General features: G+C 71.4%; 15 protein-coding genes. All 15 read left to right on the top strand.

The features are described from left to right. The first annotated feature begins 117 nt into the window (after positions 1-117). The 15 genes from CIK81_RS14095 (at position 118) to rplS (ending at position 14976) form a co-directional block, all read left to right on the top strand. Entirely contained in the window at positions 118-1467 is a 1350-nt protein-coding gene (locus CIK81_RS14095; RefSeq protein ID WP_158542051.1) for a folylpolyglutamate synthase/dihydrofolate synthase family protein, read from the top strand. 2 nt (positions 1468-1469) lie between these two features. Continuing rightward, positions 1470-1889: a DUF4233 domain-containing protein gene (locus CIK81_RS14100; RefSeq protein ID WP_241964187.1), complete on the top strand. Its 420-nt coding sequence runs from the start codon at positions 1470-1472 to the stop codon at positions 1887-1889. A gap of 52 nt (positions 1890-1941) precedes the next feature. Next, positions 1942-2367 (top strand): nucleoside-diphosphate kinase, encoded by a 426-nt coding sequence (gene ndk / locus CIK81_RS14105; RefSeq protein ID WP_096164023.1) that lies wholly within the window; start codon positions 1942-1944, stop codon positions 2365-2367. Positions 2368-2456: 89 nt separating this feature from the next. Then, the gene (locus tag CIK81_RS18225; RefSeq protein ID WP_158542052.1) at positions 2457-2621 is read left to right on the top strand and encodes a hypothetical protein; all 165 of its coding nucleotides are present in this window, start codon (positions 2457-2459) and stop codon (positions 2619-2621) included. Between the two features lie 187 nt (positions 2622-2808). After that, positions 2809-4341, top strand: coding sequence for a signal recognition particle-docking protein FtsY (ftsY, locus tag CIK81_RS14110; protein WP_114355827.1), 1533 nt, complete (start codon positions 2809-2811; stop codon positions 4339-4341). A gap of 316 nt (positions 4342-4657) precedes the next feature. After that, positions 4658-6076: an ammonium transporter gene (locus CIK81_RS14115; RefSeq protein WP_114355828.1), complete on the top strand. Its 1419-nt coding sequence runs from the start codon at positions 4658-4660 to the stop codon at positions 6074-6076. Continuing rightward, positions 6073-6411: a P-II family nitrogen regulator gene (locus CIK81_RS14120; protein ID WP_096164026.1), complete on the top strand. Its 339-nt coding sequence runs from the start codon at positions 6073-6075 to the stop codon at positions 6409-6411. Before CIK81_RS14115 ends, CIK81_RS14120 begins: the two co-directional genes overlap by 4 nt. Then, the gene (locus tag CIK81_RS14125) at positions 6401-8746 is read left to right on the top strand and encodes an HD domain-containing protein (protein WP_114305528.1); all 2346 of its coding nucleotides are present in this window, start codon (positions 6401-6403) and stop codon (positions 8744-8746) included. The genes CIK81_RS14120 and CIK81_RS14125 overlap by 11 nt, the downstream gene beginning before the upstream one ends. Before the next feature lie 109 nt (positions 8747-8855). Then, positions 8856-10448 carry a signal recognition particle protein gene (gene ffh, locus CIK81_RS14130; RefSeq protein ID WP_096197416.1) on the top strand — a complete coding sequence of 531 codons (1593 nt, stop codon included), beginning with the start codon at positions 8856-8858 and terminating at the stop codon, positions 10446-10448. Positions 10449-10490: 42 nt separating this feature from the next. After that, positions 10491-11612: an amidohydrolase family protein gene (locus CIK81_RS14135; protein ID WP_114305487.1), complete on the top strand. Its 1122-nt coding sequence runs from the start codon at positions 10491-10493 to the stop codon at positions 11610-11612. A 370-nt stretch (positions 11613-11982) separates the two neighbouring features. Further along, positions 11983-12453, top strand: coding sequence for a 30S ribosomal protein S16 (rpsP, locus tag CIK81_RS14140; protein WP_096197326.1), 471 nt, complete (start codon positions 11983-11985; stop codon positions 12451-12453). Position 12454: 1 nt separating this feature from the next. Then, positions 12455-12697: a KH domain-containing protein gene (locus tag CIK81_RS14145; protein ID WP_096197327.1), complete on the top strand. Its 243-nt coding sequence runs from the start codon at positions 12455-12457 to the stop codon at positions 12695-12697. A 267-nt stretch (positions 12698-12964) separates the two neighbouring features. Beyond that, positions 12965-13552, top strand: a complete 588-nt coding sequence (gene rimM / locus CIK81_RS14150; protein WP_096197328.1) for a ribosome maturation factor RimM — start codon at positions 12965-12967, stop codon at positions 13550-13552. Positions 13553-13559: 7 nt separating this feature from the next. Continuing rightward, positions 13560-14300 carry a tRNA (guanosine(37)-N1)-methyltransferase TrmD gene (trmD, locus tag CIK81_RS14155; protein ID WP_096197329.1) on the top strand — a complete coding sequence of 247 codons (741 nt, stop codon included), beginning with the start codon at positions 13560-13562 and terminating at the stop codon, positions 14298-14300. Positions 14301-14625: 325 nt separating this feature from the next. After that, positions 14626-14976 carry a 50S ribosomal protein L19 gene (gene rplS / locus CIK81_RS14160; protein WP_096164033.1) on the top strand — a complete coding sequence of 117 codons (351 nt, stop codon included), beginning with the start codon at positions 14626-14628 and terminating at the stop codon, positions 14974-14976. The last annotated feature ends 7 nt before the right edge of the window (positions 14977-14983 follow it).

Raw genomic sequence — 14983 nt, forward strand, 5'->3', positions numbered from 1 at the left:
CCTGCGGACCGCTGGTCCCCAGGCGCGGCTCGTACACTGATCAATGGTCCATCCGCCCCACGAACCCCAGGAGCCCCTGTGCCGAGTTCTCCTCGTCCGGGCACGTCCCGTCCGGCCATGTCGCCCGAGCTGCGAGAGGTCTATTCCGCACTGCTCGAGCGGGCGCCGGAGAACCGGATCGAACCGGACCTCTCGCGCGTCACCCGGGTCATGGAGCTCATGGGGGACCCTCAGCAGGCGTACCGGTCGATCCGGATCGCCGGCACCAACGGCAAGACCACCACCGCGCGCATTCTCGAGCGGATCCTGCGCGAGGCGGGCCTGCGCACCGGGCGCACCACCAGCCCGCACCTGCACTCCCCGGTCGAACGGATCGCGATCGACGGCGTCCCCATCGACGAGGAGGGCTTCCTCCAGGCCTATCAGGACGTCGAGCCCTTCGCGGCGATCGTCGACGCCGAGCAGGAGGCCGCCGGGGGAGTGCGGCTGACCTACTTCGAGTACCTCACCGCGATGGCCTTCCAGGCCTTCGCCTCCGCGCCGGTCGACGTCGCCGTGGTCGAGACCGGGCTCGGCGGCACCTGGGACGCGACCGGGGTCGTCGACCCCGACGTCACCGTCATCACCCCCATCTCCATGGACCACATGGACTACCTGGGGGACACGATCGCGGAGATCGCCGGCGAGAAGGCGGGCATCCTCACCGCGGAGGCCACCGCGATCCTCGCCTCCCAGCCCTTCGAGGACGCCGCCGACGTGCTGCGCGATCGGATCATGGAGCTCGGCGCGGAGGCCGCCGTCGAGGACCAGCAGATCGGCGTGCTCGCCCGCACGCCGGGCGTGGGCGGTCAGATGCTCACCCTGCAGGGTATCGCCGGCCGCTACGAGGAGGTGTTCCTCTCCCTGCTCGGCGAGCATCAGGCGAGCAACGCCCTGCTCGCGGTCGCCGCCGCCGAAGCGCTGCTCGGCAACGGGACCGCGCCGCTGGACGGCGAGCTGCTCTCCGCAGCGCTGTCGACCGTCACCTCGCCGGGGCGCGCCGAGGTGGTGCGCCAATCTCCGACGATCCTGCTCGACGCCGCCCACAACCCCGCCGGTGCCCAGAAGCTCGTCGAGACGGTGCGCGAGAACTTCCGCTTCACCCGCACCATCGGCCTGGTCGGGATCCTCCAGGAGAAGGACGCCGAGGAGATCCTCACGGTCCTCGAGCCGCTCCTGGACGAGGTCGTGATCTCCCAGTCGTCCTCGCCCCGTGCGATCCCCGCTGATGTCCTGGCCGATCTGGCGCGGGAGATCTTCGACGACGAGGATCGCGTGCTGGAGCACGGCAGCCTGCCCGATGCGATCCAGGCCGCCGTGAACCTCTCCGAGGTCGGCGGCGATCAGTTCGGCGGGATCGTGGTGGCGGGTTCGGTGACCCTCGCGGCCGAGGTGCGCGACCTGCTCGGCGTCCCGGAGGAGGACTGACCATGTCTTCGTCCATGGACCTGACACCCTCTACGCGTGCCCACGGCGCGCAGCGCATGATCTCGGCGACCACCCTCGTGGTGGAGGCCTTCGTGGTCTTCTTCGCCGTGCTCGTCGCGCATCAGCTGGCCCCGGGGGAACGCGTGACGACCTGGATCTGGGGCCTGCTCACCGTGCTCGCCCTGGTGGCGTGCTCGGGGATGCTCAAGCGCGGTGCCTGGCCCTACTGGCTGGGCATGGCCCTGCAGATCCCGACGATCCTGCTGGGCCTCCAGGTCACCGCCATGTGGCTGGTGGGAGCGGCCTTCGCCGCGCTCTTCGTCTACGGCGCGTTCAAGGGGCATCAGCTGGACCGGGAGAAGGATGCGATCGACACCCGGGTGCTGGCAGCTCGGGGAGAGGGACCTCAGGGCGAGGGCTGAGGCCCGACGCGTCCGGTCCGTTTCCGCCGCTGGTCCTGGGTACCCTGGTGCCATGACCGCACAGCGAACCCTTGTCCTGCTCAAGCCCGATGCCGTCCAGCGCGGACTGCGTGGGGAGATCATCCGTCGGCTCGAGACGAAGGGCTACGACATCGTCGCCCTGGCCCAGCGCACCGCTACGGCGGAGGAGCTGGCCGCGCACTACGCCGAGCACGAGGGCAAGCCCTTCTACCCCGGACTGGTCGAGTACATGGGCGCCGGCCCCCTGGTCGCGATCGTCGCCGAGGGCGAGAGCGTGATCCCCGGCTTCCGTTCCCTCGCGGGTGCCACCAACCCGACCGAGGCCGCCCCCGGCACCATCCGCGGCGACCTGGCCCGCGAGTGGGACCTCCCCGTGATCCAGAACCTCGTGCACGGCTCCGACTCCGAGGAGTCCGCAGCCCGCGAGATCAGCATCTGGTTCCCCGAACTGGGCTGATCACACCCCGTACGGCCAGTACGACCACGTGAGACGCGCCGCACCGTCAGATTGTGCACATCGGACGGTGCGGCGTGCACAATATGGTCATGGAACTTCCCGTCGTCACCATCGTCTTCCTGGGCCTCGCCGTCCTGGTCGCGATCGGGATCCTCGCTGCGGTCGCGGCTCCGCACCTGCGTGAGCGGGATCGGACCGGGCAGGACGACGGTGCGCAGCGCGATCCGAGGCACACTTCTCGCACTCGCCGCTGACCGTTCGTGTCCCACACGGAGGATTGTCCTCCGGGGCGCAGGGGCCGACGGTCCTCCACAGCGCGTGCGCCTCCGCAGCGCCGGCTCCTCCAGATCGCCTCCTGACAGGCGGGCACCTCCCATGAGCGGCCTACACTGGCCGTTGGCCGCGCCGCATCGTCGGCTTCCCCGACCCCGGAGGTGACCCGTGGATCCCAATGACATCCTTGCCCTGATCGCTGGTGGCGGCGGCAGCATCCTCGTCATCGGTGCGGGGGCCTGGGCCTTCGTCCGCAGTCGCGGAAAGCGGAAGGACTCCGGAGACACGACCGGACGCCGAGGTGAGAGCACCAGCAGCACGTCCGCTTCCACCGGCTCGACGGCGCAGAGCACGACCGCCGTCAAGGAGCGACCGGCCGCCCCCAGCTGGGCCGACACCCTCTCCGCCCCCACGGCGAAGCCCGAGCGAACCGAGCAGGCCCCCACGACAGAGCCCGAACGGTCCGAGCAGGCGCCCACGACGGAGCCCGAGCAGGGCGCCGAGGATGCCGCCGAGACCACCGTGGCCGACGAGACCGCCACGGAACCCGGCACCGCGGATCCCGTCGGGCCCGCCGCGCCGGCCGATGACGCGAGGACCGCTCAGCCGGCAGCTCCTGCCCCGCCCGCCGACTCCACCGCCTCCGCCGACGCCGAGGCGACCGTCGAGCCCGCGGTGCCTGCTGAGGCCGAAGAATCGGTCGACGTCACCGACGAGGCGACCCTCGCCGGCGCGCCCGTCCTGGACACCCCCGAAGCTCCTGCGGACCGCATGGTGCGCCTGCGGGACCGTCTCGCCCGTTCCGGGGCGATCGGTCGCGGCATCCTCGGCCTGCTCACCCGCGGCAGCGTGGACGAAGACACCTGGGACGAGATCGAGGAGACCCTGCTCCTGGCGGACCTCGGCCCCGACGCCACCGACGAGCTGTTGGACAGCCTGCGCCGACGCATCCAGGTGCTCGGCACGGACGATCCCGCCGCCGTGCGCGAGGTGCTGCGCGAGGAGCTCATCGCTCTGATCGACCCCGAGCTGGACCGCCGCCTCGCCGCCAGCCGCCGCGACGCCGCCGACGGCACCGAGCTGCCCTCCGTGCTGCTCATGGTCGGCGTCAACGGCACCGGCAAGACCACCACCGTGGGCAAACTCGCACGCGTGCTCGTCGCCGCCGACCGCAGCGTCGTCCTCGGTGCCGCCGACACCTTCCGCGCCGCCGCCGCCGACCAGCTCGAGACCTGGGGGTCCCGCGTGGGTGTCGAGACGGTGCGCGCGGACCGCGACGGCGCGGATCCCGCCGCAGTGGCCTTCGAAGCCGTGAAGGAGGGCATCGCGCAGGGGAGCGACGTGGTCATCATCGACACCGCCGGCCGTCTGCAGAACAAGAAGGGTCTGATGGACGAGCTCGGCAAGGTGCGCCGGGTGGCGGAGAAGGGCCTGCATGGCGACACTGTGGCCGAGGTGCTCCTGGTCATCGACGCCACGACCGGCCAGAACGGCCTGCAGCAGGCCCGGGTGTTCTCCGAGGCCGTGCAGATCACCGGCATCGTGCTCACCAAGCTCGACGGCACCGCGAAGGGCGGCATCGTCGTGAAGGTCCAGCGCGAGCTGGGCGTGCCGGTCAAGATGGTGGGTCTCGGCGAGGGCATGGACGACCTCACCCCGTTCGACCCCCACGGCTTCGTGGATGCGCTCCTGGGCGACTGAGGCCGCGCTGCGCGGCGCGGTCGTCGGGCCGTCGCGTGATCGCCCCCGTCCCCATGTCGGGGACGGGGGCGCGCTGCGTCCGGGGCAGATGCGGCCGGAGGGGGTCGTCGCCCGAGGGCGGTCGTCGTCCTCGAGGGGCTCTCGCCTCGAGGACGTCCGTCGACCGGGACGGCGGGTCACGGAATGATCACGGCACCTCTCCGCCCTAGGCGCACGGGCAGGATCCCCGCACGATGTGAGCGCGACCCACCGGGCCGCGCGGACCTCGGATCACTGAGGCGATCCGGGGCCGGCCCCACTCCTGTTCGGAGACACCATGGAGCCCTTCACCCTCGACACTGGGGCGACCGCCTGGATCCTCGTGAGCGCCGCACTCGTGCTGCTCATGACCCCCGGACTCTCGCTCTTCTACGGCGGGATGGTGCGCGCCCGCACCGTCCTGAACATGATGCTGATGTCCTTCACGGCCATGGCCGTGGTCGCCATCGCCTGGACGATCGGCGGATACTCGATCGCCTTCGGAACGGACGTCGGCGGCGTGCTCGGGAACCCTCTGGAACACATCGGGCTGGCAGGCACCGATGAGCAGTCCCTCCTCGCCGAGTCCGGCGTGCCCTTCCTCGTCGCCGCCGGATTCCAGATGACCTTCGCGATCATCTCCACCGCCCTGATCTCCGGGGCCATCGCCGACCGCGTCAAGCTCGGCACCTGGATGGTCTTCGCCGCGGTGTGGGTGCTCGTGGTCTACGCGCCGCTCGCGCACATGGTCTGGGGCGGAGGACTGCTCGGCGCCGACGGACCCTTCGCGGCGCTGGCCGAGCCGGTGGACTTCGCCGGCGGCACCGTGGTGCACCTCAACGCCGGCGTCGCCGGGCTCGTCCTGGCGCTCGTGGTGGGCGCTCGCAAGGGCTTCGGCACGGACCCGATGAAGCCGCACAACCTGCCGCTGGTCATGCTCGGTGCGGCTCTGCTGTGGTTCGGCTGGTTCGGGTTCAATGCCGGGTCGGCCGGCACGGCGGATGCCACCGCGGGGCTCGCCTGGGTGAACACCACCGTCGCGACGGCCGCCGCGATGCTCGGCTGGGCGCTCGTGGAGCGACTGCGAGATCGGCATGTCACCAGCCTCGGCGCCGCCTCCGGCGTGGTCGCCGGCCTGGTCGCGATCACCCCCGCCGCCGCGGCGCTGACCCCGATCACCTCGATCGTGCTGGGTCTGATCGCCGGAGCGTGCTGCGCCCTCGCCGTGGGCCTGAAGCACCGGTTCGGGTTCGACGACTCCCTCGACGTCGTCGGAGTCCACCTCGTCGGCGGGCTCGTCGGCACCATCCTCATCGGCGTGCTGGCCGCGGACGGCGGCCTGCTGTTCGGGGGCGGCGTGAGCCTGCTGGTGGTGCAGGTGCTCGTGGCTGTGTCCGCGATCATCGTCTCCGGGGTGCTCACGACGGTGATCGCCCTGGCCCTGAAGTACACGATGGGGTGGAGGGTGAGCGAGTCCGACGAACGTGCCGGCATCGATATCGCCCATCACGCCGAGTCCGGATACGATCTCGCCGGTGCCCTCGCCTCTCGGCGGGAACGTCCGACACCCCTCGGCGCCGGTTCCTTCCCGGTCTCCCCGGCCGGCGGATCGACGTCGGAGCCCCGGAATCCGGCGCCGGGCGCAGAAGAGCCCGCCGCCCCGACCGATCCCACGGCCGAGGACGTCCGCACCGTCACCACAGGAGAGCCCCGATGAAGCTCGTCACCGCGATCATCCAGCCGCACGCCCTGCGGGCCGTCACCGATGCGCTGCGAGAGTACGGGGTCAGCGGACTGACCATCACCGAGGTCGCCGGGTACGGGCGCCAGGGCGGCCACACCGAGGTGTACCGCGGCGCGGAGTACACCATCGACACCATCCCGAAGATCAAGGTCGAGGTGCTCGCGGAGGATGCCGACGAATCCGCGATCATCGACCTGGTCATCGCCGCCTCGCGCAGCGGGCGGATCGGTGACGGCAAGGTCTGGACCACCGAGGTCCACGACGTCGTCCGTGTCCGCACCGGCGAACGGGACGCGGATGCCCTCTGAGGGCCTCTCCGCACGACGGATCACGCAGGTGCTCCAGGAGGGCTTCGCGGACTCTTCCGCCGGCCCCCGCCGCAGGCTCGAGCAGGCCGCCCTCGTGGACGGCTGGCTGACCGAGCTCTGGGCAGGGGCCGGCGGGCCGGCCTCCGGGGCCGCGCTCGGCGCCATCGGATCGCTGGGACGCCGGGACCTGGGGCCGGCCAGCGACCTCGACCTGGTCCTGCTGATCGACCCCGACCGTCTCGACCAGGCGGAGACCAACCGGCTCGCGAACGCCCTGTGGTACCCGATCTGGGATTCGGGGACGTCGCTGGACCATGCCGTGAGGAGCCCCGAGGAATGCGACCAGGTTGCCCGCGACGACCTGCGAGCGGCGATCTCCCTGCTTGACCTGCGCGTCATCGCGGGCGACTCCGACCTCGTCGAGGACACCGCGCACCGGGTGCGCATGCGCTGGCGCCGGGAGGCCCGCAGGCGGGTCTCGGACCTGGTCGACCTGGCCATGGACCGGGGTCACCGCTACGGGTCGCTCGCCCACTCCTCCGAGCCGAACCTCAAGTCCGACCGCGGCGGGCTGCGGGATGTGACGGTCATCCGTGCCCTTGCCGAGAGCTGGCTGGCCGACCACGATCACGAGGTGGTCGATGCGGCCGCCCGGACGCTCGGCGATGCTCGCGACGCCCTGCAGGCCGTCACCGGCACAGCCGGCACCCGACTGGGCCGGGCCGATCAGGACTCGGTCGCGGCGCTGACCGGTCACGCCACCGCCGACGACCATCACGCCGTGCTCGCCGAGGCCGCACGCGCCGTGTCCTGGGAGCTGCACCGCACGGTCCGCGCCGCCGAGGCCGCTCTCGCCCCCGGCGGGAGCGCCACTCGAGGCACCGGCAGCGACCGCCGGCCGGCGCTGACCCGCCTGCCCCACGGCGTCCTGGTCCAGGCCGGAGAGGTTTCGGTGGACCCGTCCACGCGGGACCTGCTGCGCGACCTGGCGGCCGTCCGCCACGCCGCGACCACGGGACTCCCGCTCGCGGACGCCACGCTCGCCCGGATGGCCGACGCGGACACCGCACCGCTGGTCCCCGCTCAGCGGGACGTGCTCGTGGACTCCCTGGCGGGGGAGCACTTCGCGCAGGTCTACGAGGCGCTCGACGTGAAGGGAATCTTCGCCCGCTGGGTCCCAGGATGGGCCGAGGTGCGCAACCGCCCCCAGCGCTCCGCCGTGCACCGCTTCACCGTGGACCGCCACCTGGTGGAGACCGTCCTGGAGTCGCAGAGGTTCCTGGCACGGGTGGGCAGGCCCGACCTGCTGCTGGTCGCCGCCCTGCTCCACGACCTCGGCAAGCGCTCGGGTGCGCGCGATCACGCCGCCGAGGGGGCACCGCTCGCCGAGACCGCGGCCCGTCATCTGGGCTTCGACAAAGCGGATTCACGCGCGATCGCCCTGCTGGTGCGGGAGCACCTGACGCTCATCCGCCTGGCGACCGGACGCGACCTCGCCGATCCCGCCACCCTGCGCGATCTGCTCGACGCGATCGACCACGACCCCGAGGTGCTCGAGCTGCTGAGAGCGCTCACCGAGGCTGACGCGGTGGCGGCCGGACCCGCGGCCTGGTCCACCTGGCGGGCGGATCTCGTCGACCACCTCACCGATCTGGCCCGGGATGCCCTCAGCGGCACCGCCCCCGCTCCGCGCATCGTGCTCTCGCCGCAGCGCTCCGTGCAGGATGCGGTCCGGACCGCCGTGCAGCGCACCGGGAGCGCGCAGGTCGTCTATCCCGCGCACACCGAGGACGAACCGATCTCGCAGATCTGCGTCGGCGCCCCCGACGGCGACGGCGTCTTCGCCGCCATGGCGCGTGTGCTGGTGCGTCTGCGACTGGACGTGCACAGTGCCGTGGTGGGCACCCAGGACGGGGTCGCCGTGAACACCTGGTGGGTCGCCGCGGCCCCGGCGGATCTGCCGCACCCCTCGGTGCTGCGCAGCGCGCTGGACCGCGAGCTCGCCGTCCGCGACCGTCCCGACGCCCGCGTGCTCGAGCTGCCCCCGGCCCCGCCGCCCCGCACCACCGAGGACACCCCGGTGGTGACGCTGCTGCCCGGCGCCTCCCGCGAGGCGACCGTGGTCCAGGTCAACGCCCGCAACCGTCCCAGTCTGCTGGCCGACGTCGCCGAGGTGATCACCGTGCACCGCCTGCAGGTGCGCAGCGCGCATGTGCTGACCCTGGGCCGCCGCGCGGTGGACGTCCTCTACCTCACCGATCAGCACGGGCGCGGCCTGGACCCGCCGACCGTCGGCCGGATCGTGACCGCGCTGATGGACGCCGCAGCCACCTGAGCCGGGCCGCCCTACGTGCCCTTCGCCTCGGCGACGGCGCCCCGGTGTGCTCGGATCAGGGAGCGGCCACTACACTGAGGCGGTCCGTCCGACCAAGGGGAAGCGCTTCGTGTTCAACAACCTCTCCGATCGCATCACAGCGTCGCTGAAGGGTCTGCGCGGCCAAGGCCGCCTGACCGAAGCGGACGTCGACAAGACGATCCGCGAGATCCGTCGTGCCCTGCTCGACGCCGACGTCGCCGTCTCCGTGGTGCGCGAGTTCACCGGGAGGGTGCGCGAGCGCGCACTGGGCGAAGAGGTCTCCAAGGCGCTCAATCCCGCCCAGCAGGTCGTCAAGATCGTCAACGACGAGCTGGTGGAGGTGCTCGGCGGCGCGACCGGCGAGCTGCACTGGGCGAAGAACCCGCCCACCGTGATCATGCTGGCCGGCCTCCAGGGCGCTGGCAAGACGACACTCGCTGGCAAGCTCGCGAAGTGGATGAAGTCCGAGGGCCACACGCCGCTGCTCGTCGCCGCCGACCTCCAGCGGCCCAACGCGGTCAACCAGCTGCAGATCGTCGGGGACCGCGCCGGGGTGCCGGTGTTCGCGCCCGAGCCCGGCAACGGCGTGGGCGACCCCGTGCTGGTGGCGATGAACGGCGTCTCCACGGCGCAGTTCCAGCAGCACGACGTGGTCATCGTCGATACGGCCGGTCGCCTGGGCATCGACGAGGACATGATGCAGCAGGCGCGGGACATCCGCGACGCCGTCGACCCTCACGAGACCCTGTTCGTCGTCGACGCGATGATCGGCCAGGACGCCGCCCGTGTGGCCGAGGCCTTCCGCGACGGCGTGGGCTTCACCGGCGTGGTGCTGTCCAAGCTCGACGGCGATGCCCGGGGCGGTGCCGCCCTGTCGATCACCGGTGTCACCCAGCGCCCGATCCTCTTCGCCTCCACCGGTGAGAGCCTCGACGAGTTCGAACGCTTCCACCCGGATCGCATGGCCAACCGCATCCTCGACATGGGCGACGTGCTCTCCCTGATCGAGCAGGCCGAAAAGGCCTTCGATCAGAAGGAAGCCGAGAAGGCCGCGAAGAAGATCGCCTCGGGCGAAGACTTCACGCTCGACGACTTCCTCAGCCAGATGCAGCAGCTCAAGAACATGGGCAACATCAAGAAGATGCTCGGGATGCTGCCGAACATGGGCCAGCACCGCGACGCGCTGGAGAACTTCGACGAGTCCGAGATCGGGCGCATCGAGGCGATCATCCGCTCGATGACCCCCGAGGAGCGCAACAACCCCAAGGTCATCAACGGTTCGCGTCGCAGCCGCATCGCCCGCGGCTCCGGCACGACCGTCCAGCAGATCAATCAGCTGCTCGAGCGCTTCAAGCAGGCCCAGCAGATGATGCGCACGATGGGCAAGGGCATGGCCGGCGGCGGCATGCCCGCCATGCCCGGCGGGCCCGGGATGGGCATGGGCAAGAAGTCGCGGGGCCGGCAGGCCCCCCAGAAGGGCAAGAAGAAGACCTCGAAGTCGAAGAACCCGGCCAAGGCCGCGCGCGAGCAGGCGGAGCTGGATCGGAAGGCCGCAGCGGGCGAGTCGACCGGAGGCTCCGCGTTCGGCGGCGGAGCGACGCAGTCCGGCACGCCGGACCTGTCGGACTTCGATCCCCATCAGCTGCCGCCGGAGATGCAGAAGCTGTTCGGCGGGAAGTGAGGCCGGTGCGGGCGGCCGCGCCGGCGTGGGTACGCTCGGGCCATGAGCGCCACGACTGCTGACCCCCGCACCTCGCCCGTGCTGCACCTGAGGGGCCCGATCCTGCTGGGCCCCGAGCAGGAGCTCTCCGAGGCCTGGGTGGCGGAGGGCCGCATCCATCATCAGCGGCCCGAGCTGGCCGCCGGCACGGAGATCCAGGAGATCGACGGCGTCGTCGTCCCGGGACTGGCGGACCTCCACTGCCATCTCGGCATCGGCGACGGCGGCGAAGGCACCACCCTGGAGACCGCCCGGCAGCAGGCCCTCACCGACCGCGACACGGGGGTGCTGCTGATCCGCGACGCGGGATCGATCATCGACAGCTCACCCCTCCAGCAGCAGCACGACCTTCCGCGGCTGATCCGGTGCGGCCGCCACCTCGCCCGCACCCGCCGTTACCTGATCGGCTACGCCGATGAGGTCGAGCCCGAGGACCTCCCCGCTGCGGTGACGCGGGAGGCCGGCCGCGGCGACGGCTGGGTGAAGCTGGTGGGGGACTGGATCGACCGGACCGCCGGCGACCTCACCCCCTGCTGGGGCGCGGAGGACTTCGCGGCCGCGGCCCGCGCCGCCCACGAGGCCGGGGCACGGATCACGACTCACACGTTCGACGAGGCCACGCTGCCGCTCGCGCTGGACGCCGGCTTCGACTGCCTCGAGCATGCGACGGGCCTGACGGACGAGACCATCGCCCGGGCGGCCGATGCCGGCATTCCCGTCGTGACCACGCTGGTCAACGTCGACGAGTTCGAGACCTACGCGCAGCAGGGCGAGAAGAAGTTCCCGGCGTACGCCGAGCACATGCGCCGACTGCGTGCGGGCCGCTACGAGCGCACCCGGGACGCGCACGACGCGGGGGTGCAGCTGCTGGTGGGAACCGACTCCGGGGGAGTGCTCGGGCACGGCATCATCCATGACGAGCTCGATGAGCTGTCGCGCGCGGGGCTGGACGGCGCGGCGGTCCTCGATGCCGCCACGTGGGCTCCCCGACGCTTCCTGGGCGTGCCGGCGCTCGAGGACGGCGCCCCGGCCGATCTGCTGGTGGTGCCCGGGGACCCGCGCTCCGACCATCGGCTGCTGCGCCATCGCACGCACGTCGTGCTGGGCGGACGGATCGTCGCGTGACGGCGTGACGGCGTGACGGCGAAACGGCATCACAGCGTGACGGCGATGCCCGGGCGAGGCGGGACCCGGCTGGGATGGGAGCTGGGGGAGCGGGTAGCGGGGGAGCCGGGGAGCTGGAGAACTGCTGGGCGACGGGGATTCATCGTCCCGGCACTCGGCGTGCGAGCGGTCTGCCGGAGCACATGTGCGCCGGTGCACATGCGCCCGGGTGGTGCATCGGCGCCGATCCCTGGCATACTCGTTCCCTGTATGCGCATGGGCCGGCCCTCTACCCGTCCGTGCGCGACACCCCGAGGACCGTCAGCGCCGGCATGACCCCACAGGCTGCGGCGGAACTCACCCGAACATCCCTGAAGGAGAGTCCACCCACGTGGCTGTCAAGATCCGTCTGAAGCGCATGGGCAAGATCCGTGCACCGTTCTACCGCATCGTCGTCGCCGACTCGCGCAAGAAGCGCGACGGCGCCGTGATCGAGGAGATCGGCCTGTACCACCCGACAGAGGACCCGTCGGTCATCCAGGTCGAGTCCGAGCGCGCCCAGTACTGGCTCGGTGTCGGCGCGCAGCCGACCGAGCAGGTCGCCGCTCTGCTCAAGGTCACCGGTGACTGGCAGAAGGCCAAGGGCGAGACCACCGCCGCCGGCTCCCTGAAGTCCGCCGAGACGAAGAAGACCGCCGAGGAGCTCATCGCGGAGGCCGACAAGGCCGCCGCCGAGTCCCGCGACGGCGCGAAGAAGGCCAAGGAGTCCAAGGCCGCCGAGGTCGAGGCGGGCTCCGAGGAGGTCCCCGCCGAGGGCGAGGCTCCTGAGGACGCCGAGGCCGCAGCGACCGACGAGGCCTGAGATGAGCTCTCGCGCCGAAGCACTCGATCATCTCGTCCGCGGCATCGTGGACGATCCCGAGGCCGTGAGCGTGACCGAGAAGGACACGCGCCGCGGCCCGTTGCTCGAGGTCCGGGTCGGCGCCGCCGATCTCGGTCGCGTCATCGGCCGATCCGGTCGCACCGCCCGTGCACTGCGTACGGTCACCGCGGCCCTCTCGGATGATGACGTGCGCGTCGACATCGTCGACGTCGACCGGCGCTGAGTTGCCTCGTACGATCCCTCGGAGCGGCATCGCCGGCATGACTGCGACAGCAGACATGCCCGTGCGGTGCCGCTCCTGGCATGCCCGGAGGTCATCGAGCACGGCGGGACCACCACGTGTGCTCGGCAGTGCCCCCGCCCTCGGAGCGGCGCCGGCGCCCGGTGCCCGCGCCCTCGGGGAGACGGCCGGGGACGCCATCGGACACTCCTCGCCCGCCGCCGGCGAAATCGCGAGCGGCGACGCCGCTGACGACACTGAAGGACTGGTATGAGCACTCTCGACGTCATCGTCGCCACCATCGGCAGGGCCCACGGGCTGCGCGGCGAGGTCGCGCTGATCCTGCGCACCGACCAGCCCGAGGAGCGGTTCCAGCGCGGCGCGTCGTTCGCGGTCGATGCCCCCACCGGCCGACGCACCCTGACCGTGCACGGCACCCGGCTCCAGCAGGATCGCTGGTACGTCTCCTTCGAGGAGGTCACCGACCGCAGCGACGCCGAATCGCTGCGGGGCGTCGAGCTCACGATGGCGGTGGACGCCGAGGAAGAGGCCGACGAGGACCCCGACGCCTGGTACCTCAGCCAGCTCAAGGGGCTCCCCGTGCGCCACATCGACGGTCGGGACCTCGGCATCGTGCAGGGGATCGACCACTATCCGGCTCAGGATCTGCTCGTGGTGCGCACCTCGGACCGTCGCCGCGTCCAGCTGCCGCTGGTGGAGCAGCTCGTGCCCGAGATCGATCTCGAGGCCGGCATCGTCACCGCGAACCCGCCCGCCGGGCTGTTCGACGCGCTGCCCGAGGACGAGCAGGGCCCGGAGCCCGAGACGTCCGCGCCGTCCTCGCGATCGAAGGGCTGAGCGCGCGATGCGCATCGACGTCCTCACGATCTTCCCGGAGTACCTCACTCCGCTCGAGCTCTCGCTGATCGGCAAGGCCCGCCGCGAGGGCCTGATCGACCTGCAGGTGCACGACCTGCGCAGCTGGACCCACGACCGCCATCGCACGGTGGACGACACCCCGCTGGGCGGCGGGGCCGGCATGGTCATGAAGCCCGAGCCGTGGGCCGGCGCGTTCGCGGCAGTGCGCGCCGCCGGTCAGGATGCGCTCGGCGCGGACGTCGAACCGCTGATCGTCTTCCCGAACCCGGCGGGCGAGCCCTTCGCGCAGGCCACCGCACAGGAATGGTCCCAGTGCGAATGGATCATCTTCGCCTGCGGGCGCTACGAGGGCATCGATGAGCGGGTATACGAGCATCTCGCGGAGGTCGGCTACGAGGTCGCTCTCGCGTCGCTGGGCGACTACGTGCTCAACGGCGGCGAGGTCGCCGTGCTGGCGATCACCGAGGCCGTGGTGCGCTTGGTCCCCGGCGTGGTCGGCAATGCCGAGTCCCTGGTCGAGGAGTCCCACTCCGACGGTCTGCTCGAGTACCCGCTGTACACGCGCCCGGCGAGCTGGACCGATCCTGCCGGAGTGGTCCGCGAGGCGCCGCCGGTCCTGCTCTCGGGTGATCACGGCAGGATCGCCGCCTGGCGCCATGCGCAGTCCGTGCAGCGCACGGGCGAACGCCGTCCCGATCTGCTCGAGGGGCCCGACGCGGCGCGGTGATGCCGCCCCGCGACGCAGCCGCGTGACGGAGCCGACAGATCGGTGAGCTGTGACCAGCGCTGACATGTCGATGAGGGCTTGCCACGGCCGGTCCCCACTGGAAGAATGACCCCTTGTGCACACCGCGCGCTCCTCTGCCTCAGGGGAGGGGCGCACCAAGCGGTCGGGCAGGTCCGTGGCGACGGGAGTCGCCGCCAGAGGCCCAGCACACCGGCACGAGGAGCTCGCTCCTCGCCGGATCGACAGTTCATGAGGGGCATCCCGATTCTCGGGAAGCCCCACGAACGAAGCTGTCCGACCTGAGGCGGAGGGCTGGAGAACCATCATGCAGAAGCTCGATGAGCTCGACAAGGCGTCCCTGCGCGAGGACGTCCCCGATTTCCGCGCCGGCGACAACGTCAAGGTGCACGTGAAGGTCATCGAGGGCAACCGCTCTCGTATCCAGATCTTCCAGGGCTACGTCATCGGCCGCCAGGGCCACGGCATCGGCGAGACGTTCCGCATCCGCAAGATCTCGTTCGGCGTCGGCGTGGAGCGTGTGTTCCCGGTGCACGCCCCGACCGTCGACAAAATCGAGGTCGTCACCCGCGGTGACGTGCGTCGCGCGAAGCTCTACTACCTGCGCAACCTCACGGGCAAGAAGGCCCGCATCAAGGAGAAGCGCAACCACTCCTGATCCAGGA

It is taken from the genome of Brachybacterium sp. JB7 (assembly GCF_003335205.1).
GTDB lineage: Bacteria > Actinomycetota > Actinomycetes > Actinomycetales > Dermabacteraceae > Brachybacterium > Brachybacterium alimentarium.